The organism is Raineyella sp. (genome assembly GCF_034933565.1).
GTDB lineage: Bacteria > Actinomycetota > Actinomycetes > Propionibacteriales > Propionibacteriaceae > Raineyella.
This window is the reverse complement of sequence record NZ_JAYFNG010000033.1, coordinates 1-19,957: the sequence shown is the minus strand read 5'-3', so window position 1 is coordinate 19,957 and position 19,957 is coordinate 1. Positions and strand designations below refer to the sequence as shown.

The following is a 19,957-nucleotide window of genomic DNA, read 5'->3' as shown; positions in this document are numbered from 1 at the left end:
TGGGCATCCCCAGCGTACGTTCCCCACCGACGCGACCGCGAACGCCACCGCAGCGTGGGCTCAGTGCGCGGCACGCTCCCAGCGGGCGAAGTCGCGGGCCCAGTAGGTGAGGACGGTGTCGGCACCGGCCCGGCGGATCGAGGTGAGGATCTCGCGGACCGTACGCTCCCGGTCGATCCAGCCCTTCTCCGCGGCGGCCTCGACCATCGCGTACTCACCGGACACGTTGTAGGCGGCGACCGGGACGTTCACCGCCTCGCGCACCCGGCACAGCACGTCGAGGTACGGCAGGGCCGGCTTCACCATCACGATGTCGGCGCCCTCGGCCAGGTCCAGCTCGACCTCGACCATGGCCTCGCGGGCATTGGCCGGGTCCTGCTGGTAGGTCTTCCGGTCGCCGCGCAGCGAGGAGCCGACGGCCTCGCGGAACGGCCCGAAGAAGGCGGAGGCGTACTTCGCGGAGTAGGCCATGATCGCCACGTCCTGGTGTCCCGCCGCGTCGAGTGCGGCGCGGATCGCGCCCACCTGTCCGTCCATCATCCCCGACGGGGCGACCACGTGGGCGCCCCGGTCGGCGTGCATCACCGCCATCCGGGCGTACCGCTCGACGGTCGCGTCGTTGTCGACGCTGCCGTCGGTGGCCAGCACCCCGCAGTGGCCGTGGTCGGTGAACTCGTCGAGGCAGACGTCGGTCATCACCAGCAGGTCGTCCCCGACGGTGTCCCGGACCGCCGCGGTGGCGACATTGAGGATGCCGTCCTCGGCCAGCGCCCCGGACCCGGTGGCGTCCTTGTGCTGCGGAACGCCGAACAGCATGATCCCGGCCAGGCCGAGCTCCGCGCACTCCTCGGCGTCGCGGCGGATGCCGTCCAGGGTCTGCTGGGACTGGCCGGGCAGGGAGGAGATCGGCCGCGCCTCGGTGAGCCCCTCGGCGACGAACGCCGGGTGGATGAGCTTGCTCGGCGCGACCGAGGTCTCCGCGACCATCGCCCGCATGACGGGGCTGGTGCGCAGACGACGCGGACGGTACGGAAGGGACATGCTGGCCTCCAGGGTTGAGCGGGCGCCCGGGAGGGGCGTCGGGAAGAGCCGGCTCAGGACGTCAGGAGCAGGCTCGGGTCGGGACGAGCGGGTTCAGGACGTACGCCTGCGCGACCGTGCCCCGCGGCGGGTCTCCGACGGCTTCGGCACCGGCTGGCCCTTCGCCAGATAGCCGTCGCGACGGTCCGCGGCGAAGCCGGCCAGCGCGTCGGCGAGCCCGACCGCCGACGGGGTCGGGGCGATCACGTCCACCCGCAGCCCGTGTTCCTCGCAGGTCTTCGCGGTCCGCGGGCCGATCGCGGCGATCACCGTGCAGGCGTGCGGCTTGCCGGCGATGCCGACCAGGTTGCGGACGGTCGAGGAGGAGGTGAAGACGACCGCGTCGAACTGGCCGGTCTTGATCGCCTCGCGCACCGGTGCGGGCGGCGGAGCGGCCCGGACGGTCCGGTAGGCCGTCACGTCCTCGACCTCCCAGCCCAGCGCGGTCAGCCCGGCCTTGAGGGTCTCGGTGGCGATGTCGGCCCGGGGCAGGAAGACCCGGTTGATCGGGTCGAGCGCCGGGTCGAACGGCGGGAACTCGGCCGCCAGACCGCGGGCGGACTGCTCACCGGTCGGCACGATCTCGGGCTCGATGCCCCAGGCCCGCAGCGCGTTCGCGGTGGTGACACCGACCGCGGCGACCTTGAGCCCGGAGAACGCCCGGGCGTCCAGCCCGTACTGCTCGAACCGCTCCCGGACGGCCTTCAGGGCGTTCACCGAGGTGAAGCAGACCCACTCGAACCGGCCCTCGACCAGTCCGCGGATCGCCTTGTCCATCTGCTGGGGGCTACGGGGCGGCTCGACCGAGATGGTCGGCACCTCCTCGGGCATCGCCCCGTACGTCCGCAGCCGGGTGACCAGCGGGCCGGCCTGATCCTTGGTCCGGGGCACCAGCACCCGCCAGCCGAACAGCGGCTTGGACTCGTACCAGGTCAGGTCGTCGCGCTGCTCGACCGCGGGGCCGATCATCACGTGCACCAGGGCACTGTCGGCGAGGCCGGCGGCGTGCACCGCCTCGGCCAGCTGCACCAGCGTGGTGAGCACCGTGGTCTGGGCCGTGGACCCGCCGCCGAGGACCGCCAGCGCGGCCTCGGTCGCCGGCCGGCCCGACGACATGGCCGCCTCGGCGATATCGGCGACGACGTCGACCCGGGCGTTCACCACCAGGGTGCCGGTCGGCGCCCACTGGGCGGACTGGGCCCTGGTGAAGGTGCCGTCGGTGGCGGAGACGAAGTGGATGCCGTCCGCGTTGTTCAGCGCGATGCCGACGTACTCGGGGACCGCGGTGAGCGAGGAGACCCCCGGGACGATCTCGAAGTCGATCCCACCCTTGACGCACACCGCGGCCTCGTCGGCGACGTTGGCGTCCATGAACGGGTCACCCTTGACGAGGCGTACGACCCGCTGGCCCCGGTTCGCGAGCCGGAGCACCTCCTTGGCGCGATTGGAGGGGGTGAGCGGGCGGCCGTCGTGGTGACAGGCGAGGCACTCGGGGGTGACACCTGCTTTGAGATGTACGGCGGGGTGGTCGAGGATGGCGGACAGATCGGCGCTGTCCATGATCACCGCATCGGCGTCGGACAGGGTCTGGACGGCCATCAGGGTCAGCAGGTCGGGGTCGCCGGGGCCGGTGCCCACGAAGATGACCCGGCCACGACCGGCCGCGCCCTCACCGGGCAGGGCGCCGAGCTCGTCGGCGGTGCCCCCGGCGGCGGGACCCGCCGGGGCGGGGGCGGGCTGGGCGCCGGGGTGGTCGTCCTGCTGGTTCGAAGCCGGAATCGTCGTCACTGCGCTCTTTCGTTCTCAGGCCTGCGAGCGGTGGCCGACGGCCGATCCGCCCACCGGTGACAGGTGGCACCCAGGCATCAAGCGGTCTCGGCCGGATGCCGGAGCAACATCTCGCGGGCGAGCCGGTCACCGAGGGCCGCGGCACGGCCGACGGCGGCCTCCCGGGACTCGTCGTCCGGTGCCGGCGCACCGCCCTCCACAAGGGTCAACGGGGTCGCCGTTTCGCTCGAGGAAGTACTACGTATCATTTGCCCAGCAACGGCCCGCAGAGTCAAGTCGAGCCCCTCCCCCACCGTCGTGTGCACCCCGACCGGGGCCAGGCAGCCGGCCTCCAGGGTGCCGAGGAAGCGCCGCTCCGCCGTCACCGCGAGCCGGGTCGGCAGGTCGTCGAGGGCCGCCATCAGCGCCATCAGTCCGGGGCCCGCCTCCGCCGCCACCTCGCAGGCCAGCGCGGCCTGGCCGGCGGCCGGCAACAGATCCGTGACCGGGACCGGCTCGGCGGGCAGGCCGTCGACGGTCGTCCGCTGCTCGTCGCCGGTCAGCAGGCCGAGCCGGCGCAGCCCGGCCGCGGCCAGCACGACCGCGTCCACCTCGCCGCGCCGGGCCAGGTCGATCCGGGTGCCGACGTTGCCCCGGATCGGGACGATCTCGATGTCCAGCCCACGCTCGGCGAACAGCCGGGCCAGCTGCACCACCCGACGCGGCGAGCCGGTGCCGACCCGCATCCCGGAGGTGAGCTCCTCGACCCGGCGCCCGACCACCACGTCGCGCGGGTCCTCCCGGGCCGGGATCGCGGCCACCACCAGGCCGGGGGCCGGGTCGACCGGCAGGTCCTTCAGCGAGTGGACGGCGACGTCGATCGTCCCGTCCAGCAGCCCGCCGCGCACCGCGGTGGCGAAGATGCCGGTGCCACCGATCTCGGTCAGGTGCCGCCGGTCGGTGTCCCCGGTGGTGACCACGCCGACGAACTCGGTGGTCGCCCCGAGCTCGGCCAGCCGTGCCGCGACCCACTCGGCCTGGGTGCGGGCCAACGCGGACCGGCGGGCACCGACCCGTACGTGCAGCGCCGTCATGCCCGGGCCCCGGTGCTGATGGTCCGCCCAGTGGAGTCGACCGCTCGCAGAGCGGGATCGACGGCCAGCGTGGCAGAGTCGACAGCCCGTGCGGCGGAGGCGACGGAGCCGGCGGCCAGGGTCACTCCGGCGGTGGCCGACGCCGCCGCGCCGCGCGGAGCGGCGCCGTCCGGCGGTGGCGTCGTGACGGCCTGCATGTGCTCGGGGTCGAGGGCGAAGAGGTCGCGCAGCGCGGCCGCGTAGTCGACCTCCTGCTCGCTGCGGGCGTACTCCTGGACCCGTACGGTCGGCTGGTGCAGCAGCTTGTCGACGACCCGGCGGACCGTCTTGTGCACCTCGTCCCGCTCGGCCCCGGTGAGGTCGGGGGTCAGGCCGGCGAGCCGTTCCAGCTCGCTCTCGACGACGTCGCTGGCCATCGCCCGCAGGGCCACCACGGTGGGTTTCACCTGCGCGGCCCGGCGCTGGGCGAGGAAGTCGCGGGTCTCCTCCCCGACGACCAGCTGGGCGTCGCGCAGCTGGGAGGCCGTGGCGTGGTCGGTGTCGCGCTCCATCAGCAGCGCGATGTTGATCAGCGGCGCGTAGCGGCCGGCCGCCTTCTCGACGTCGGCGGGCAGGGCCAGGTCGATGACCGCTGACAGGGCGGCGTCGCGGACCTGCTCGGCGGTGATCACCGTGCCGCGGGCCCCGGTGCAGGTGACCAGGATGTCGGCGTCCTCCAGGGCGACGTCCAGCTCGGCCATCGGGCGGGCCACGGCGCCGACCGCGCGGGCCAGGTGGACGGCCTTGTCGTACGTCCGGTTCACCAGGGTGAGGTCCACCCCCTCGGCGGCGAGGGTGTGCGCGGAGAGGGCGGCCATCGAGCCGGCCCCGACGATCACCACCCGCTGACCGACCAGCCGGATGCCCTGCTGGTAGAGCTCGTCGAGGGCGGCCGTCATCAGCGAGTGGCCCGCGGAGCCGACCTCGGTGTCCGACTGCACCCGCTTGCCGACCCGCAGGCCCTGCTGGAAGAGCTGATTGAGCGACGGCCCGACGGTGCCGGAGTCCTGGGCGCGGGACAGCGCGGTCTTCACCTGGCCGAGGATCTGGTTCTCCCCGACGACCATCGAGTCCAGCCCGGAGGTGACGTTGAACAGGTGGCTGACGGCCGCTTCGTCGTAGAAGACCGCGCAGTGCTGCTGGAGGGTGTTCGGCGCCAGGCCGGTCGCCTCGGCGACCCGGTTGGTAATGTCGTCCAGGCTGTGGTGGAAGCGTGAGACGTTGGCGTAGACCTCGGTGCGGTTGCAGGTGGAGAGCACGACGGCCTCGTCGATGTGCTCGCTCTCGGCGAGCCCGGTCTCCAGCCTGGCGGCGGTGACCACATCCATCGAGGCCCGGCTGAGGAGGTCGACCGGGGCTGTCTTGTGGGAGACGCTGAGGACGAGGATGCTCACACCGATACCTTCTTCTGGGTCGACGTCCCCTGGCCCTCCGCGGCATCGGCCGGCGGGGTGGTGGTGTCAGGGTGCTGCTGGTAATAGGCCAGGATCTGGAGCTCGCGGCCGAGGTCGACGTCGCGCAGACGTACGCCCTCGGGGGCGTGGACCCCTTCACTGACGAAGCTGAGGATGTTGGTGACGCCGACGGCGGCGAGCCGTTCGAGGGTGTCCTGCGCGGCCCGCGGCGGGACGCAGAGCAGGGCGATGCCTGCCCCGGTCCCGGCGACGACGGCCGGCAGGTCGTCGAGGTGGTGGATGACCAGACTGGTCGGCCCGATCGTGGTGGCCACCCGCATCTTCGTGCCGACCCGGTCCGGGGCGACATCGATCAGGCCGGCGATCCGGAACCCGCGCTCGGGGTAGCCGGTGAAGCCGGCCATCGCGGTGCCCAGCTTGCCCATCCCGACGATGAGGAAGGGCCGGGTGGCGGGCCCGACGAGATGGTCGGAGATCAGCGTGATCAGCCGGCCGACGTCGTAGCCCACGCCACGGGTGCCGACCGACCCGAAGTAGGACAGGTCCTTGCGCAGCTGGGCGGGGTTGACACCGACCGCCTCGGCGAGCTGGTGGGAGGAGACGATCGAGACTCCGCGCAGGTCGCGGAGCACCTGCAGATAACGCGGAAGTCTGGCGATGGTCGCCTCGGGGATCCCGCCGGTGGCGGGCGGAGCAGCGCCCTCGGACACGGCCCTCCTGCCATCGTGCGTTTTCGCCTGCGGAACCACTGTAGAAGGTCGCTCGGACCTTTCCAACCGGGCGATCCGCCGTGGAACCCCGCCGGCGGCAGGGGTGTCCGGGGTCAACGGCCCCCCTTGCCGGGACGCGTCAGGGCGGCCTCGAGGTCGTCGGCGGACAGTCGCCAGGTGGCGACCTGGTCACCGTCGACGAGGACGACCGGGACCAGGTCCCCGTAGCGGGCCCGCAGGGCCGGGTCGTCGTCGACCTCGACCAGGTCGTACGCCACCCCGTGGCGGGCACAGACCGCCTCGACCACAGCCAACGCCTCGACACACAGGTGGCACCCCACCCGGCTCAGCACCACGACCCTGGCCGGCTCGCCGTTCCCGGTTGTCGCACTGTTCCCGGCCGGTGCACTGTCCCCGGTTGTCATGCCGGTCCCGGCCGACACACCGTTGCCGGCCGTCGCCCCCGACAGGTCGGGGGGCGCGACCGTACGACCCCACCGGGGGATCCACCGTGGGGTCATCGAGGACCGCGGGGCGTGATCACGTCATCGGACCCGTACGGGCCCGAGCGTCACTTGCCGGCGCGACGACGCTGGATGCGCGTCTTCTTGAGCAGCTTGCGGTGCTTCTTCTTCGCCATGCGCTTGCGACGCTTCTTGATGACAGAACCCACGGATGGACCTCTCGATCGCCGAGCGCTGGGGCCCGGACAGGACGGATGATCGTCGCCGGAGCGGCGACGGCTCGCGACCACGCCGGTCGCAACTTCCCCATCCTATCCCGACGGCCGCCCGCAAGTGAAAACGCGGCCGTCCGCGGTCAGGCGCCGAGCTCGGCGTCACGGGCGTACGTGGCCCGGACGGCGGCGGCGATCCCGGCCCGGACACCGTGCTCCTCGAGGGCGGCGAGACCGGCCGCGGTCGTGCCGCCGGGCGACGTCACCGCCTCGCGCAGCAGCGTCGGGTGCGCCCCGGGCTCCAGCGCGAGACCGGCGGTGCCGCGGAAGGTCTGGACCGCCAGATCGTGGGCGACGGCCCGGGTCAGCCCGAGCTCCACACCGGCGTCGATCATCGCCTCCATCGCCAGTAGGACGAACGCCGGGCCCGAGCCGGACACGCCGGTGACCGCCCCCATCCGGTCCTCGGCGACCGGCAGCACCACCCCGGAGCGGCCGAGCAGCCGGACGACCAGGTCCAGGTCGGCCGGGGTCGCCGTCGACCCGGCGCACACCGCCGTGGCTCCCTCACCGATCCGGGCCGGGGTGTTCGGCATGCCGCGGACGACCCGGACGCCTCCCGGCAGCCAGCCCTCCAGGGTGGTGGTGGACAGCCCGGCACAGATCGACAGCAGCAGGGTCCCCCGGCCGAGGTCCTTCGCCAGCGACGCCAGGGTGGCCCGGGCGTCCTGGGGCTTGACCGCCAGCACCACCACGTCGGCCCCCCGCACGGCCTCGACCGCGTCGACGGTGGCCCGGACGTCGCGGCCGACGACCAGATCGGCCACCTCGGCCAGCAGCGCGGCGCGGCGCGGCGCGTGGGTCTCCGCGACCACCGCGTGCGCGACCCGCGGGTCCTCGACGGCCAGCAGCGCCCGGAACAGGGTGCCGCCCATCACACCACCGCCGATCACGGCGACGGTGAGGGTGGAGAGGTCGGCGGGTGCGGTGTCCATGGGTCCTCCGGGACGGGTCGGGTGCGGGGCGTTCGGCCCCGGGGACAACGTACGCCGATGCCCTGCCCGGGTGGGCGGGACATCGGCGTACGGACGTGCCGGGGGTGGGGCCGGTCAGGGTGCGGACCGGCGCAGCGGTCAGCGGCGGGCGAGCAGCTCGGCGATCTGCACCGCGTTGAGGGCGGCGCCCTTGCGCAGGTTGTCGTTCGAGATGAAGAAGGTCAGGCCCTTGCCCTCGGGCGCGGACTGGTCGCGGCGGATCCGGCCGACGTAGGACGGGTCCGTGCCGGCCGCGTCGAGTGGCGTCGGCACGTCCATCAGCTCGACACCGGCAGCCCCGCGCAGCACCTCGACGGCCTGCTCGGGGGTGATGTCGCGCTCGAACTCGGCGTTGATCGCCAACGAGTGGCCGCTGAAGACCGGGACGCGGACGCAGGTGCCGGAGACGAGCAGGTCGGGGATGTGCAGGATCTTGCGCGACTCGTTGCGCAGCTTCTGCTCCTCGTCGGTCTCACCGGTGCCGTCGTCGACCAGGTTGCCGGCGAACGGCAGCGCGTTGAAGGCGATCGGCTTGACGTACGGCCCGTACATCTCGGGGGTGATCCCCGCGGCGGAGCCGTCCAGGGCCAGCTTGCGCGGGTCGGGCACGGCGGCGGTCTGGGCGGCCAGCGTCGCCACCCCGGCGACGCCGGATCCGGAGGTCGCCTGGTAGGTGGCGACGATCAGCCGGCGCAGCCCGGCGAGGTCGTGCAGCGGCTTCATGATCGGCATCGCCGCCATGGTGGTGCAGTTCGGGTTGGCGATGATGCCCTTCGGCGGGTCGATCACGTCGCCCGGGTTCACCTCGGAGACCACCAGCGGCACCTGCGGGTCCATCCGCCAGGCCGAGGAGTTGTCGATCACCACCGCGCCGGCGGCGGCGACCTTCGGCGCGACGGCCAGCGAGGTCTTCTTGCCGGCGGAGAAGATCGCGATGTCGATCCCGGAGAAGTCAGCGGTGTCGGTGTCCTCCACCGTCACCTCGCCGGCGCCCCACGGCAGCTTCGTGCCGGCCGACCGGGCCGACGCGAAGAAACGGATGTCATCGAGGGGGAACGCGCGCTCCGCCAGCAACGTACGCATCACGCCGCCGACCTGACCGGTCGCTCCGAATACTCCAACTCGCATGGATCCCAGCGTACGGCACGGCGTCGGGCCCCCCGGGAAACCCGTCCCACCCCTCGATCCGGCCCGGGGCAAGGGTGGCACCAGGGTGCCTGGGTCAGGGCTCGGCAATTGTCCGGTGCGACGTGGAGTGGCCTTTGTCACAGTGGACGCCAACGCCCCGACAGCGGGCGGGTGCCGACGAAGTCACCTGGAGGAACACATGGCACATCCCAGCATCGACAGCCTCAGCATCGACCTCGACGCCCTGCTGGTCGAGAAGCCGGACGAGGGCAAGTGGCAGCTGAACCGCTCCGTCTTCACCGACGAGCAGCTCTTCGAGCTCGAGATGAAGTACATCTTCGAGGGCAACTGGATCTACCTCGCCCACGAATCGCAGATCCCGAACGTCGGCGACTACTTCACCACCTACATCGGCCGCCAGCCCGTGGTGATCACCCGCGGCAAGGACGGCGAGCTCAACTGCCTGATCAATGCATGCGCCCACCGCGGCGCCATGCTGTGCCGCAAGAAGACCGACAACCGGACCACCCTCACCTGCCCGTTCCACGGCTGGACGTTCCGCAACGACGGCCGGCTGCTGAAGGTCAAGGACCCCGACGGCGCCGGCTACCCCGAGCAGTTCGACCGGGACGGCTCGCACGACCTGACCCACATCGCCCGGTTCGACAGCTACCGGGGCTTCCTCTTCGGGTCGCTCAACCCCGACGTCGCCGACCTCACCGACCACCTCGGCGACACCACCAAGGTGATCGACTGTCTGGTCGACCAGTCCCCCGAGGGCCTGGAGGTGCTGCGGGGCGCCTCCACCTACACCTACGACGGCAACTGGAAGGTCCAGGCCGAGAACGGCGCCGACGGCTACCACGTCACCGCGACGCACTGGAACTACGCCGCCACCACCGGCCGGCGCAGCACCGGTGAGTCGAAGAACACCACCCAGACGGTGGACGCCGGCAAGTGGGGCAAGCAGGGCGGCGGCTACTGGTCGTTCCCCAACGGCCACCTGTGCCTGTGGACGTACGCCGCGAACTACCAGTCGCGCCCGCTGTTCCCGAAGATGGCCGAGCTGACCGAGCAGTACGGCAAGGCCAAGGGCGAGTTCATGGTCACCGGCTCGCGCAACCTCTGCCTCTACCCGAACGTGTTCATCATGGATCAGTTCTCCACCCAGATCCGCCACTTCCGGCCGGTCTCGGTGGACCGGACCGAGGTCACCATCTACTGCATCGCCCCGAAGGGCGAGTCCGCAGAGGCCCGCGCCCAGCGGATCCGTCAGTACGAGGACTTCTTCAACGCCTCCGGCATGGCCACCCCCGACGATCTGGAGGAGTTCCGCTCCTGCCAGAAGACCTTCCTGGCCTCCGCCGCCCCGTGGAACGACATGTCCCGCGGCCAGACCCACCAGATCGCCGGCCCGAGCGACTTCGCCCGGGAGCTCGGCATGGACGATGTGCTCTCCTCCGGCGTGAAGAACGAGGACGAGGGCCTCTACCCCATCCAGCACCAGTACTGGCTGGAGACGATGAAGAAGGCGCAGGCCGCCGAGAAGGCCGCCGACGCCGAGCTGCTCGCCGAGCTGGCCTGAAAGGACCCGGACACATGACGACCACCGTACCGAACGCCCCCGCCACCGACGTGTACGTCGACCAGCACGCCGTCGAGCAGTTCCTCTACCGCGAGGCCCGTCACCTCGACGACCGCGACTTCAGCCGCTGGCTGGACTGCTACGCCGAGGACGCCGAGTTCTGGATGCCCGCCTGGGCCGACGACGAGGAACTCACCCGCGACCCGCAGTCCGAGATCTCACTGATGTACTACCCCAGCAAGGGTGGCCTGGAGGACCGGATCTTCCGGATCCGCACCGAGCGGTCCTCGGCGACCTCCCTGCCCGAGCCGCGGACGTCGCACAACATCACCAACGTGGAGGTGCTGGACCGCCGCGGCGCGCTGGTGGACGTGCGCTTCAACTGGCACACCATGTACTTCCGCTACCAGACGGTGGACCCGTACTACGGGACCTCGTTCTACACGATCGACTTCTCCGGTGAGACCCCGCTGATCCGCCGCAAGGTCGTCGTCCTGAAGAACGACTACATCCACCACGTGGTCGACATCTACCACGTCTGAGAGGGACGCCATGTCGTCTGAAGTCATGCCGTCCGAAGCCATGTCGTCTGAAGCCATCACCTCACCGGAGGTCAGGATGCCACCGAACGTCACGTCGTACCGGGTCGCCCTGACCTTCGAGGACGGTGTCACCCGCTTCGTCACGGCCCAGCAGGACCAGACGGTCGCCGAGGCGTCCTACCGGGCCCGGATCAACATCCCGGTGGACTGCCTCGACGGTGCCTGCGGCACCTGCAAGGCCTTCTGTGAATCGGGTGACTACGATCCCGGCTCCTACATCGAGGACGCCCTGAGCGAGGCCGAGGCGGCGGAGGGCTTCTGCCTGCCGTGCCAGATGAAGCCCCGCTCGGACCTGGTGGTCCGGATCCCCGCCACCTCCGCGGTGGCCCGGACGGTCGCCGGCACCTTCGCGGCCACCGTCGTGGACATCCACCGCTACAGCGACAACGTGGTCGGCTTCACCATCGAGGTCGACGACCGTGAATCGCTCAGCTACCTGCCCGGGCAGTACGTGAACATCGAGGTGCCCGGCACCGACCAGCGCCGGTCCTACTCGTTCAGCAGTGCCCCCGACGAGGGGCGGCTCGGCTTCCTGGTGAAGATCACCCCCGGCGGGGCGATGTCCACCTGGCTGGCGGAGCGCGCCGCGGTCGGGGACCGGCTGACCCTGCACGGGCCCAACGGTTCGTTCTTCCTGCGCGAGGGCACCACCCCCCTGCTGCTGCTCGCCGGCGGCACCGGACTGGCCCCGATCCTCGCCATGCTGCGGACCGCGGCGAAGGCGGGCAGCACCCGCCCGATGCACCTCATCTACGGGGTGAACACCGACGCCGAGGCCGTCGAGCTCGACACCCTGGCCGTGCTGGCGGAGCAGCTGCCGAACTTCAGCTGGGACTACACCGTCGCCGACCCGGCGGCGAAGGCCCGGAAGAAGGGCTACGTCACCGCCCACATGGACCCGAAGAACCTCTACGACGGCAACGTTTCGGTCTACCTCTGCGGCCCCCCGCCGATGGTGGAGGCCGTCCGGGCCCACTTCCGGAACACCGGCCTGGAGCCGGAGGGCTTCTTCTACGAGAAGTTCTCACTGGCCGGCTCCACCGCGGCGCAGGACCGCGGCGTCGAGGTGGTGGAGGCCGAGGTCGGCGAGACGATCGCCGAGGAGGCCACCGGCGCGGTGGTGCTGGAGGCCGCTGCGGCCCCGGCCGGCCGGGTCGCCGGCACTCCGGCCGGTCCGGTCCGGGCGCCCGGGCCGGTCGACGTGTCCGGGCTGACCGGGGCGGCAGGTCTGGTCGAGGCGGTCCCGCCCGGCGCCGACGCGTACGATCTGCTGCCCGCGCCGTGGGCGGTGGAGATGACGCCGCTCGGCTCGGGTCCGGCGAGCCTGCCGGCCGACCCGACCGCGTTCGCGATCGGCGGGCTCACGCTGACCGGCACCCGCGACGCGATGGCCGAGGCGGCCGCCCCGAACACCACGGCACTCGCCGCCGGCCCGGACACCGCTGCCGGTCCGGGGGACGGGTACGTCATCGGCGGGACCGTGCAGGGGCCGCAGGCGTACGCCCCGCTGCACGACCCGGTGCTGGCCACCGTCGTCGCCCCCGCGCCGGTGGCGGACAATGTGGCGCCGGACGGCTACGTGATCGGTGAGGAGCACCCGTCGATCCTGAAGTCCGACTCGCTGTTCGACGCCCGCACCGCACTGGAGCTCGGCGTGATGGAGCTGACCATCGGCCGGCTCAGCAGCGGGCAGATCGCCGGCTACCGGATGCTGGCCGACGCCTGCCGACCGTTCGTCGACGGCGACCGGTTCGTCGATGCGGACGCCTTCACCGACACCAACGCGGTGTTCCACGAGTACCCCTTCACCTTCACCGGGAACGAGCACCTGCTCGAGGCGTACCGGCGACTCGGGGTGGCCGGGCACATGCACGAGATGCTGCCGCACGGCCAGTGGTGCCACCCCGACGTCATCGGTGACCACGACCGGATCATCGAGGCGTACGAGCAGGGCGACCGGGACCTGGCCCGGCGGCTCATCATCGAGCACGCCGAGCACAGCAAGGAGACCACCCGCAAGGCGATGATCCGTGGCGGCCTGCTGGACGAGCCGGGCTTCATCAGCCCGGGCCGGTTCGCCGGCAAGGTGGTCCTGGTGACGGGTGCCGCCCAGGGGATCGGCGAGCAGGTCGCCCGCCGGATCGCCGCCGAGGGGGGTCGCCTGGTGCTGGCCGACCGGTCCGAGATCCTCGACGAGGTGGGGTCGGCGATCACCCGCAAGGGTGGCCGGGCCGCCACGGTGAAGGCCGACCTCGAGACGTACGCCGGGGCCTGTGCGGTGGTCGACCGGGCCCTCGCCGAGTACGGCCGGATCGACGTGGCCATCCACGTCGTCGGCGGCACCATCTGGCGCAAGCCGTTCGAGGAGTACCGGGAGGAGGAGATCGACAAGGAGATCCGCCGCTCGCTCTTCCCCACCCTGTGGTCCTGCCGGGCAGTGCTCCCGACGATGTACACCCAGGGGCACGGGACCATCGTCAACGTCTCCTCGACGGCGACGATGGGCCTCAACCGGCTCCCGTACGCGGCGGCGAAGGGCGGCGTGAACACGCTGACCAAGTCGCTCGCGTTCGAGGCCGCCCCACACGGGGTCCGGGTGGTCGCCACCGCCCCGGGCGGCACCGACGCGCCGCCGCGCCGCATCCCGCGGGGCGGTGAGCCGCAGAACACGCAGGAGGAGGCCTGGCACCGGGTCACCGTCGACCAGACGGTGGACTCCTCACTGATGCACCGGTACGGGACGTTGGCGGAGCAGGCGGCGGCGATCTGCTTCCTGGCCTCCGACGAGGCCTCCTACATCACCGGCTCGATCCTTCCGGTGGCGGGGGGCGACTTCGGCGGATGATCCCCGTCGAGAAGCCGGCGGTCCCCGGGGGGGGGCCCTCCGCCCCGGGGACCGCCGGCAGCACCCGAAAAGTTCACCGGCGCGCCGGCCGGACGCCGACCTATGATGCTGCAATGCAGCCGGCGGAGTCGCCCCTGATCGGGCGGGAGCGCGAGCTCGGAGCGCTGGTCGACCTGTGCGAGCGTGCCCTCGCCGGGGCGCCCGCGGTGATCGTGGTGGCCGGCACCGCCCATGTCGGGACCACCGCGCTGGTCGCCGAGGCGGTCCGCCGGACCCGCCGGGCCGGCGCGCCCGCCGCCAACCTGGTCCGGGTGCGCGGGCTGGCGTGGGAACGTCGCTTCCCCGGCGAACTCGCCCACCGGCTCTGCTCGGCGCCCGGCGTCCGCTCCCCCGTCCCGCTGCTGGCCACCGATTCCGACCCCGCGGCGGTCATCACCGGCATCCTCGACCGGCTCCGCGACGGGTCGGCGGGCGGGCTGGTGATCGTCGTCGAGGACGCACAGCACGCCGACCCGATGTCGCTGCGGGCGATCTCCTCGGCCGTCCAGCGGCTCCAGGACGAGCCGGTCGCGGTGATCTGGGAGATCACCGACGATGAGACCTCCGACCCCGAGCTGGCGGCCGTGCTGCGCGCCCACCGGGCCACCACCCTGGTGGTCGGCGGTCTGGGCGCCGACGCCGTCCGTGACCTGGCCCGGGCCCACGGCCACCTCCTCGGTCCGGACGCGGCCCGCCGGCTGGCCGCCTTCACCGGCGGCCTGCCCGGGCTGGTGGTCGAGTTGCTCGAGGAGTTCCCCGGCCTGGACTGGGAGACCGCCTACGACGCGCTCCCCGCGCCGCGCAGCGTACGCCAGGAGCTGGAGGCGGTGCTCGGCGACGCCGGCCCGGGGGTGCGGGACCTGGTCACCGCCCTTGCCGTCGCCGGACAGGGCACCCCGGCCGTCGAGGTCGCCGCCCTGGCGGGACTGGACGACATGCTGCCGCCGATCGACGAGGCGCGGGCCCGCGGCCTGGTGCAGGTCCGCAGCCACCGCGGCCGGCTCACGCTGGCGTTCACCAGCCCGCTGCTGGCCGCGGCGGCGTACGACGCGGTCGATCTGGTCACCCTGCGCCGGCTGCACCTGGCCGCGGCCGAACAGGCCACCGACGACTTCGCCCGGGCCCAGCACCTGTCCGCCGCCACCCAGGGCCCCGACGCTCCGCTCGCCGAGCGGATCGCCGCCCTGGCCGACACGTACGCCGCCGACGGGCGCTGGCGGCAGGCCGCGGACAGCTGGATACTCGCCGCCCGTGGCCACCCGGACCGGGCCACCGGCCAGCGCTACCTGGTGCTGGCGCTGGACGCGATGACCGGGGCCGGCGATCTGCACGCCGCGGAGTCGCTGGCCCGGGAGGCCGAGGCCTTCCCGGGCAATCTCCGCCGCGACATCGCGCTGGGCTACCTGGCCACCCTCAAGGGGCGCCGGGGCGCGGCCGAGCAGCTGCTGCACCGGGTCGTCGACGGGCTCGGCACGAATGCCGAGGCCGAGGCGGTCGCCGCCCACCGGCTCTCCCTGCACGCCCTGGCCGATGCCGACGGCGGCGCACTGGTCACCTGGGGCGAGCGCTGCATCGCCGCCGCGGACCGGCTGGGCCGCCCGGACCTGCCGGCCGCGGTGGAGGCACACACCCTGCTCGGCCTGGGCCTCGGGATGGCCGGCCGGGTCGCCGACGCGGAGGCCGCCTACCGCCGCACCCTGGAGGTGCTCACCACCGGGGCCCAGCGCCAGCGCGCGCTGATGGGGTACGGCTGGCTGGAGCTGGCCTGGGACCGGCCCCAACAGGCGATCCAGGATCTCCAGGCGGCGATCCCGCAGGGGTTCTGGCAGGGCTCGTCACGGGTCGCGCTGTGGGCGTCGGGCTGGCTGGCCCGGGCTCACCTCGAGGTGGGTGAGTGGGACAGCGCGATGGCCGTCGTCAACCGCGGCTGCGAGCTCCTCGACCGGACCGGGATGGACCTGATCGCCCCGCTGATCCACTGGACCGGGGCCGAGATCAGTGCCCTCCGCGGCCTGTCGGCGCAGGCCGACTGGCATGTCGCGCAGGCGATGGCGGTCAGCTCGGAGTACATGATCACCCGGCTCCCGGCGGCGATGGCCCGCGGCCGGGTGGCCCAGGCCCGCTCCGACGCGGACGGCAGCCTGCACGCGATGGAGCCGATCGCCACCTCCCGGCGCCCCGCCGGCGTCGACGAGCCCGGGTTCTGGCCCTGGCACGACATGTGGGCCGGCGCACTGTCGCTGACCGGCCGGCTCGACGAGGCGGACGCTTTCCTCCGCCCGCACGAGGAGCGGGCCCGGGCCGTGGACCGGCACAGCACGATGGCGCGACTGGCGATGGCGCGGGGACGGCTCACCTCGTTGCGCGGCGACATCGACCTGGCCCGGGAGTCGTTCGAGGACGCCCTCGGACTGGTCGAGGGGACGCCGTACGCGTACCTGCGGACCCGGATCAACTTCCTCTACGGCCAGGCGCTGCGCCGGGCGGGCAAGCGGCGTGACGCCGGGGTGGTGCTGCGCCGGGCCCTCGACGGTTTCTCCGCCCTCGGCGCGGCGGTGTACGTGGAGCGCTGCCGCCGGGAACTGCAGGCCGGTGGCGCGGCCGGCACCCGGCCGGCCGGGTTCGATGTGGAGTCGCTGACCGCCCAGGAGCAGGCGGTGGCCCGGCTGGTGGCGCAGGGCCTGAGCAACGCCGACGTGGCCCGGGAGCTGTTCATCTCGGTCAAGACCGTCCAGTTCCACCTGACCCGGGTCTACAGCAAGCTCGGGCTGCGGTCGCGGACCGAGCTGGCCGCGCACCGCGGGGAGCTGACCGAGGCGACCGGCTAGAGCCAGCCCACCCGAGGGGCGAGCACCGCATAGCCGACGAAGGCGACCACATCGATCGCCGTGTGCGCCACCACCAGCGGCGCCACCCGGTGGGTCCGCCGGTAGACCAGGCCGAACACCAGTCCCATCACGAGGTTGCCGGCGAACCCGCCCCAGCCCTGGTAGAGGTGGTAGCTGCCGCGCAGCACCGCCGAACCGGCCAGCACCGCCCAGGGCGGCCAGCCCAGCCGCGGCAGCCGGTCGAAGAGGTAGCCGACGACGATCACCTCCTCGAGCAGCGCGTTCATCAGGGCCCGGGCGACCAGCACCAGGACCGCCCAGGCACTGGTGCCGAGCCCGGCCGCCTGCACCTGGGTGGCGAGCCCGCCCGCCCGGGCGAGCAGGTAGAGGCCCAGCCCGGGGATGCCGATCAGCGCCGCCAGGCCGAGCCCGGTGCCCAGGTCGCGGGCCCACCGCCGGGCCCCACCACGCAGATCCAGCCCGATCGCCGCCCACGGATCGGCATGGGTGCGGCCGAGCAGATGGACCGCGAGCAGGGCCGGCACCACCGGCAGCAGGGTCTGGGCGACCTGGTAGAGGGCGTCCAGCCACGGCCGGTCGGGCACCACCGTCGGGTTCAGCTGGCTGGTCTGCGCCCCGACGCCTCCCGGCCGGGTGGACAGGTCGAGGATCGCCAGCACCGAGTAGACGGCCGACTTCCCCAGCGAGACGAACAGCAGCAGTGCGACCTCCGCGCCGTACGCCGCCCGGGCCCTCATGAGCGCCGGGTGGCGACCTCGCGCGACGCGGCGACCCGGTCACGGGTCCAGGCGAGCGCGTCGACGAGCAGTCGCTCCCGGCCGGCCCGGCTGCCCGCGGAGCGGGTGTTCATCTCCAGGCACAGGTCGCCGGTGTAGCCGTGGGCCAGCACATGGGCCAGGACCTCGGCGGCCTGCTGGTTGCCGGCACCCGGCGCCAGGTGCTCGTCCCGGAACGACCCCAGCCCGTCGGTCAGGTGCAGGTGCTGCAGCCGGTCGCCCCAGGCACGGACCAGGTCCAGCGACCGCACCTGGGCGGTGGCGGCGTGCGACAGGTCCAGGGTGAGGTGCTCGTACGGCTCGTCGGTCGGGTCCCAGGTCGGCAGGTACGCCTGGTACTCCCCCGCGGGGGTGCGCCACGGATACATGTTCTCGACGCAGAAGCGCACCCCGGTCTCCCGGGACACCTCCGCGATGCCGGCGACGAAGCCCATCGCATAGTCGCCCTGCCAGCGGAACGGCGGGTGCACGACGACCACGTCGCAGTCCAGCGCCAGTGCCATGTCGGCGGAGCGGCGCAGCTTGTCCCAGTGCCCGGTGCCGCGCCAGACCAACTGGGTGACGACCAGGGTGGGCGCGTGGATCGACGTCACCGGGACCCCGTGGTAGTCGCGCAGCTTCTCGACGGCCGCCACGTCGGCAGCCACCTCGTCGATGCCGATCATCACCTCGACCCCGTCGAAGCCGAGCCGTGCGGCGGCCTCGAAGCCGCTGACGGTCGACTCGGGGAACATCGACGAGGTGGAGAGGGTGACCCGGTTGCGCGGTCGGTCACCCTCCGCATCATCCGCCAGCGTGCTGTCCATCAGTGTCGTCCTCCGGGTCCTGGGCCGACGACCGGTCCGTGCCGTACGTCCCGCCGCTGCGGGCACGGTTCCAGAGTAGCGAGGCCCCCGCAGCGCCCCGGCAACCACGAGGCGCGCCGGCCGGGCCACCTAGACTGACCGCGTGTCAGCTCCAGAGTCCGTCCGGTCCCGGGTCCCGGCGCAGTCCGGGACGACCGGCCCGCGGCTGGCCGAGGGCGAGATCGCCGACGGCTTCCCGCGCGCCTGGGTCGAGTTCGCCGACCCGGCCGATCCGGACCAGGTGTTCCGCTGCGACGTCACCTGGCTCATCTCCCGGTGGACCTGCCTGTTCGGCGCAGGCTGCCCCGGCATCTACGCCGGCCGCCCCGACGACGGCTGCTGCACCCTCGGGGCACACTTCAGCGAGCCCGGCGACGAGCAGCGGGTGGCCGGCTGGGTCGCCCGCCTCGGCGACGATCTGTGGCAGCACGCCGGCGCCACCGGCACCGATCCGGACGGCAGTCACTGGTCGGCCCGCCGGGACTGGGCCGTCGACGTGCTCGAGGAGGTGGACGAGGACGAGGAGACCGACGAGCCCGAGGGGGCCGACGAACCGGCCGGGACCGGGGCTGAGGCCGAGCGGGCCACCCGACTGCTGGACGGGGCCTGCATCTTCCTCAACCGGCCAGGTTTCCCCGGCGGCGCGGGCTGCGCGCTGCACCACCTGGCGGCCCGCGAGGGGGTGCCGTTCACCCTGACCAAGCCCGACGTGTGCTGGCAGCTGCCGATCCGCCGACTGTTCCGCGAGGTCGAGCGAGGCGACGCGACGACGTACACCGAGGTGAGCATCGGCGAGTACGTACGGTCCGGCTGGGGGGCGGGCGGTCACGAACTCAACTGGTACTGCACCTCGACCCCGGCCGCGCACCGGGCCACCGAGCCGGTCTACCGGACCCTCGCGACCGAGCTGACCGCCCTGATGGGGCCGGCCGGCTATGCGCAGCTGGCCCGGCACTGCGCCGAGATCGAGGCCGCCGCGCTGCCTCTGGTCGGTCATCCGGCGACCCGGGCGGCACAGGACCTCTTATCACACAGGTCTTGACTTCCACTTCCGGACCCCCGGAAAAGACGTGGTCCCCGAGGGCGCACAATGGGGCCATGCATGTCGACCACCTCTCGTACGCCGCCGGGCCTGAGGGACTCCTGGCCTCGGCCCAGTTCCTCAGCGACGCGCTCGGGGTGGACTCCCGCGACGGAGGCTTCCACCCGCGGTTCGGTACCCGCAACCGCCTCATCCCTCTCGCCGAGGACCGTTACATCGAGATCGTCGAGGTCCTGGACCATCCCGCCGCCGAGAAGGCGCCGTTCGGACAGGTCGTCCGCGCCCGCTCCGAGGCGGGCGGCGGCTGGATGTCCTGGGCGGTGGCCATCGACGACCTCTCCGCCTACGAGGCGAAGCTCGGCCGGGAGGCGGCCGTCGGCACCCGCCGGTTCCCCGACGGGCGCCAGCTCGAGTGGCGTCAGCTGGGCCTC

The 19,957-nt window shown here is 72.7% G+C and carries 17 protein-coding genes; 6 read left to right on the top strand and 11 right to left on the bottom strand.

Annotated features, from left to right (window positions below; translation table 11 throughout):
* Nucleotides 1-60 precede the first annotated feature (60 nt).
* From hemB to VB059_RS10200, 9 genes are all read right to left on the bottom strand, one after another.
* Nucleotides 61-1,041, bottom strand: a complete 981-nt coding sequence (gene hemB, locus VB059_RS10240; protein WP_323421922.1) for a porphobilinogen synthase — start codon at nt 1,039-1,041, stop codon at nt 61-63.
* A gap of 93 nt (nt 1,042-1,134) precedes the next feature.
* The gene (locus tag VB059_RS10235) at nt 1,135-2,679 is read right to left on the bottom strand and encodes a uroporphyrinogen-III synthase (protein ID WP_416339540.1); all 1,545 of its coding nucleotides are present in this window, start codon (nt 2,677-2,679) and stop codon (nt 1,135-1,137) included.
* A gap of 266 nt (nt 2,680-2,945) precedes the next feature.
* Entirely contained in the window at nt 2,946-3,941 is a 996-nt protein-coding gene (hemC, locus tag VB059_RS10230) for a hydroxymethylbilane synthase (RefSeq protein WP_323421921.1), read from the bottom strand.
* Entirely contained in the window at nt 3,938-5,374 is a 1,437-nt protein-coding gene (locus tag VB059_RS10225) for a glutamyl-tRNA reductase (RefSeq protein WP_323421920.1), read from the bottom strand. Before VB059_RS10225 ends, hemC begins: the two co-directional genes overlap by 4 nt.
* Nucleotides 5,371-6,105, bottom strand: coding sequence for a redox-sensing transcriptional repressor Rex (locus VB059_RS10220; protein WP_323421919.1), 735 nt, complete (start codon nt 6,103-6,105; stop codon nt 5,371-5,373). Before VB059_RS10220 ends, VB059_RS10225 begins: the two co-directional genes overlap by 4 nt.
* A gap of 113 nt (nt 6,106-6,218) precedes the next feature.
* Nucleotides 6,219-6,626: a glutaredoxin family protein gene (locus VB059_RS10215; RefSeq protein WP_323421918.1), complete on the bottom strand. Its 408-nt coding sequence runs from the start codon at nt 6,624-6,626 to the stop codon at nt 6,219-6,221.
* A gap of 50 nt (nt 6,627-6,676) precedes the next feature.
* Nucleotides 6,677-6,778 carry a 30S ribosomal protein bS22 gene (locus tag VB059_RS10210; protein WP_002550589.1) on the bottom strand — a complete coding sequence of 34 codons (102 nt, stop codon included), beginning with the start codon at nt 6,776-6,778 and terminating at the stop codon, nt 6,677-6,679.
* 146 nt (nt 6,779-6,924) lie between these two features.
* The gene (gene proC / locus VB059_RS10205; protein WP_323421917.1) at nt 6,925-7,776 is read right to left on the bottom strand and encodes a pyrroline-5-carboxylate reductase; all 852 of its coding nucleotides are present in this window, start codon (nt 7,774-7,776) and stop codon (nt 6,925-6,927) included.
* Nucleotides 7,777-7,914: 138 nt separating this feature from the next.
* Nucleotides 7,915-8,952 (bottom strand): aspartate-semialdehyde dehydrogenase, encoded by a 1,038-nt coding sequence (locus VB059_RS10200; protein ID WP_323421945.1) that lies wholly within the window; start codon nt 8,950-8,952, stop codon nt 7,915-7,917.
* Between the two features lie 190 nt (nt 8,953-9,142).
* Here VB059_RS10200 and benA point away from each other — a divergent pair, with 190 nt between their 5' ends.
* The 4 genes from benA to VB059_RS10180 all read left to right on the top strand — a co-directional run bounded on the left by benA (nt 9,143) and on the right by VB059_RS10180 (nt 16,842).
* Nucleotides 9,143-10,528 carry a benzoate 1,2-dioxygenase large subunit gene (gene benA / locus VB059_RS10195; RefSeq protein WP_323421916.1) on the top strand — a complete coding sequence of 462 codons (1,386 nt, stop codon included), beginning with the start codon at nt 9,143-9,145 and terminating at the stop codon, nt 10,526-10,528.
* 14 nt (nt 10,529-10,542) lie between these two features.
* Nucleotides 10,543-11,070 carry a benzoate 1,2-dioxygenase small subunit gene (gene benB, locus VB059_RS10190; protein ID WP_323421915.1) on the top strand — a complete coding sequence of 176 codons (528 nt, stop codon included), beginning with the start codon at nt 10,543-10,545 and terminating at the stop codon, nt 11,068-11,070.
* Nucleotides 11,071-11,146: 76 nt separating this feature from the next.
* The gene (gene benC / locus VB059_RS10185; RefSeq protein WP_323421914.1) at nt 11,147-13,975 is read left to right on the top strand and encodes a benzoate 1,2-dioxygenase electron transfer component BenC; all 2,829 of its coding nucleotides are present in this window, start codon (nt 11,147-11,149) and stop codon (nt 13,973-13,975) included.
* 113 nt (nt 13,976-14,088) lie between these two features.
* Complete coding sequence (locus VB059_RS10180; protein ID WP_323421913.1) at nt 14,089-16,842, top strand: LuxR C-terminal-related transcriptional regulator; 2,754 nt, start codon at nt 14,089-14,091, stop codon at nt 16,840-16,842.
* On the opposite strand, the gene VB059_RS10175 is transcribed toward VB059_RS10180, so the two are convergent.
* Nucleotides 16,839-17,600, bottom strand: coding sequence for a CPBP family intramembrane glutamic endopeptidase (locus VB059_RS10175; protein WP_323421912.1), 762 nt, complete (start codon nt 17,598-17,600; stop codon nt 16,839-16,841). The two genes, VB059_RS10180 and VB059_RS10175, sit on opposite strands and share 4 nt — an antisense overlap.
* Nucleotides 17,597-18,445, bottom strand: a complete 849-nt coding sequence (locus VB059_RS10170; protein WP_323421911.1) for a sugar phosphate isomerase/epimerase — start codon at nt 18,443-18,445, stop codon at nt 17,597-17,599. Before VB059_RS10170 ends, VB059_RS10175 begins: the two co-directional genes overlap by 4 nt.
* A gap of 142 nt (nt 18,446-18,587) precedes the next feature.
* Between VB059_RS10170 and VB059_RS10165 the strand changes: the two genes are divergently transcribed.
* Together VB059_RS10165 and VB059_RS10160 are read left to right on the top strand one after the other, a co-directional pair.
* Entirely contained in the window at nt 18,588-19,526 is a 939-nt protein-coding gene (locus tag VB059_RS10165) for a hypothetical protein (protein ID WP_323421910.1), read from the top strand.
* 56 nt (nt 19,527-19,582) lie between these two features.
* On the top strand, nt 19,583-19,957 hold a 375-nt coding region (locus VB059_RS10160), incomplete at its 3' end, for a VOC family protein (RefSeq protein ID WP_323421909.1).

Bases quoted from the DNA above. Each gene is read 5' to 3' on its own strand.
- hemB (WP_323421922.1), bottom strand. From the start codon at position 1,041: ATGTCCCTTCCGTACCGTCCGCGTCGTCTGCGCACCAGCCCCGTCATG.
- VB059_RS10235 (WP_416339540.1), bottom strand. From the start codon at position 2,679: ATGGCCGTCCAGACCCTGTCCGACGCCGATGCGGTGATCATGGACAGC.
- hemC (WP_323421921.1), bottom strand. From the start codon at position 3,941: ATGACGGCGCTGCACGTACGGGTCGGTGCCCGCCGGTCCGCGTTGGCC.
- VB059_RS10215 (WP_323421918.1), bottom strand. From the start codon at position 6,626: ATGACCCCACGGTGGATCCCCCGGTGGGGTCGTACGGTCGCGCCCCCC.
- proC (WP_323421917.1), bottom strand. From the start codon at position 7,776: ATGGACACCGCACCCGCCGACCTCTCCACCCTCACCGTCGCCGTGATC.
- benA (WP_323421916.1), top strand. From the start codon at position 9,143: ATGGCACATCCCAGCATCGACAGCCTCAGCATCGACCTCGACGCCCTG.
- benB (WP_323421915.1), top strand. From the start codon at position 10,543: ATGACGACCACCGTACCGAACGCCCCCGCCACCGACGTGTACGTCGAC.
- benC (WP_323421914.1), top strand. From the start codon at position 11,147: ATGCCACCGAACGTCACGTCGTACCGGGTCGCCCTGACCTTCGAGGAC.
- VB059_RS10180 (WP_323421913.1), top strand. From the start codon at position 14,089: ATGCAGCCGGCGGAGTCGCCCCTGATCGGGCGGGAGCGCGAGCTCGGA.
- VB059_RS10175 (WP_323421912.1), bottom strand. From the start codon at position 17,600: ATGAGGGCCCGGGCGGCGTACGGCGCGGAGGTCGCACTGCTGCTGTTC.
- VB059_RS10170 (WP_323421911.1), bottom strand. From the start codon at position 18,445: ATGGACAGCACGCTGGCGGATGATGCGGAGGGTGACCGACCGCGCAAC.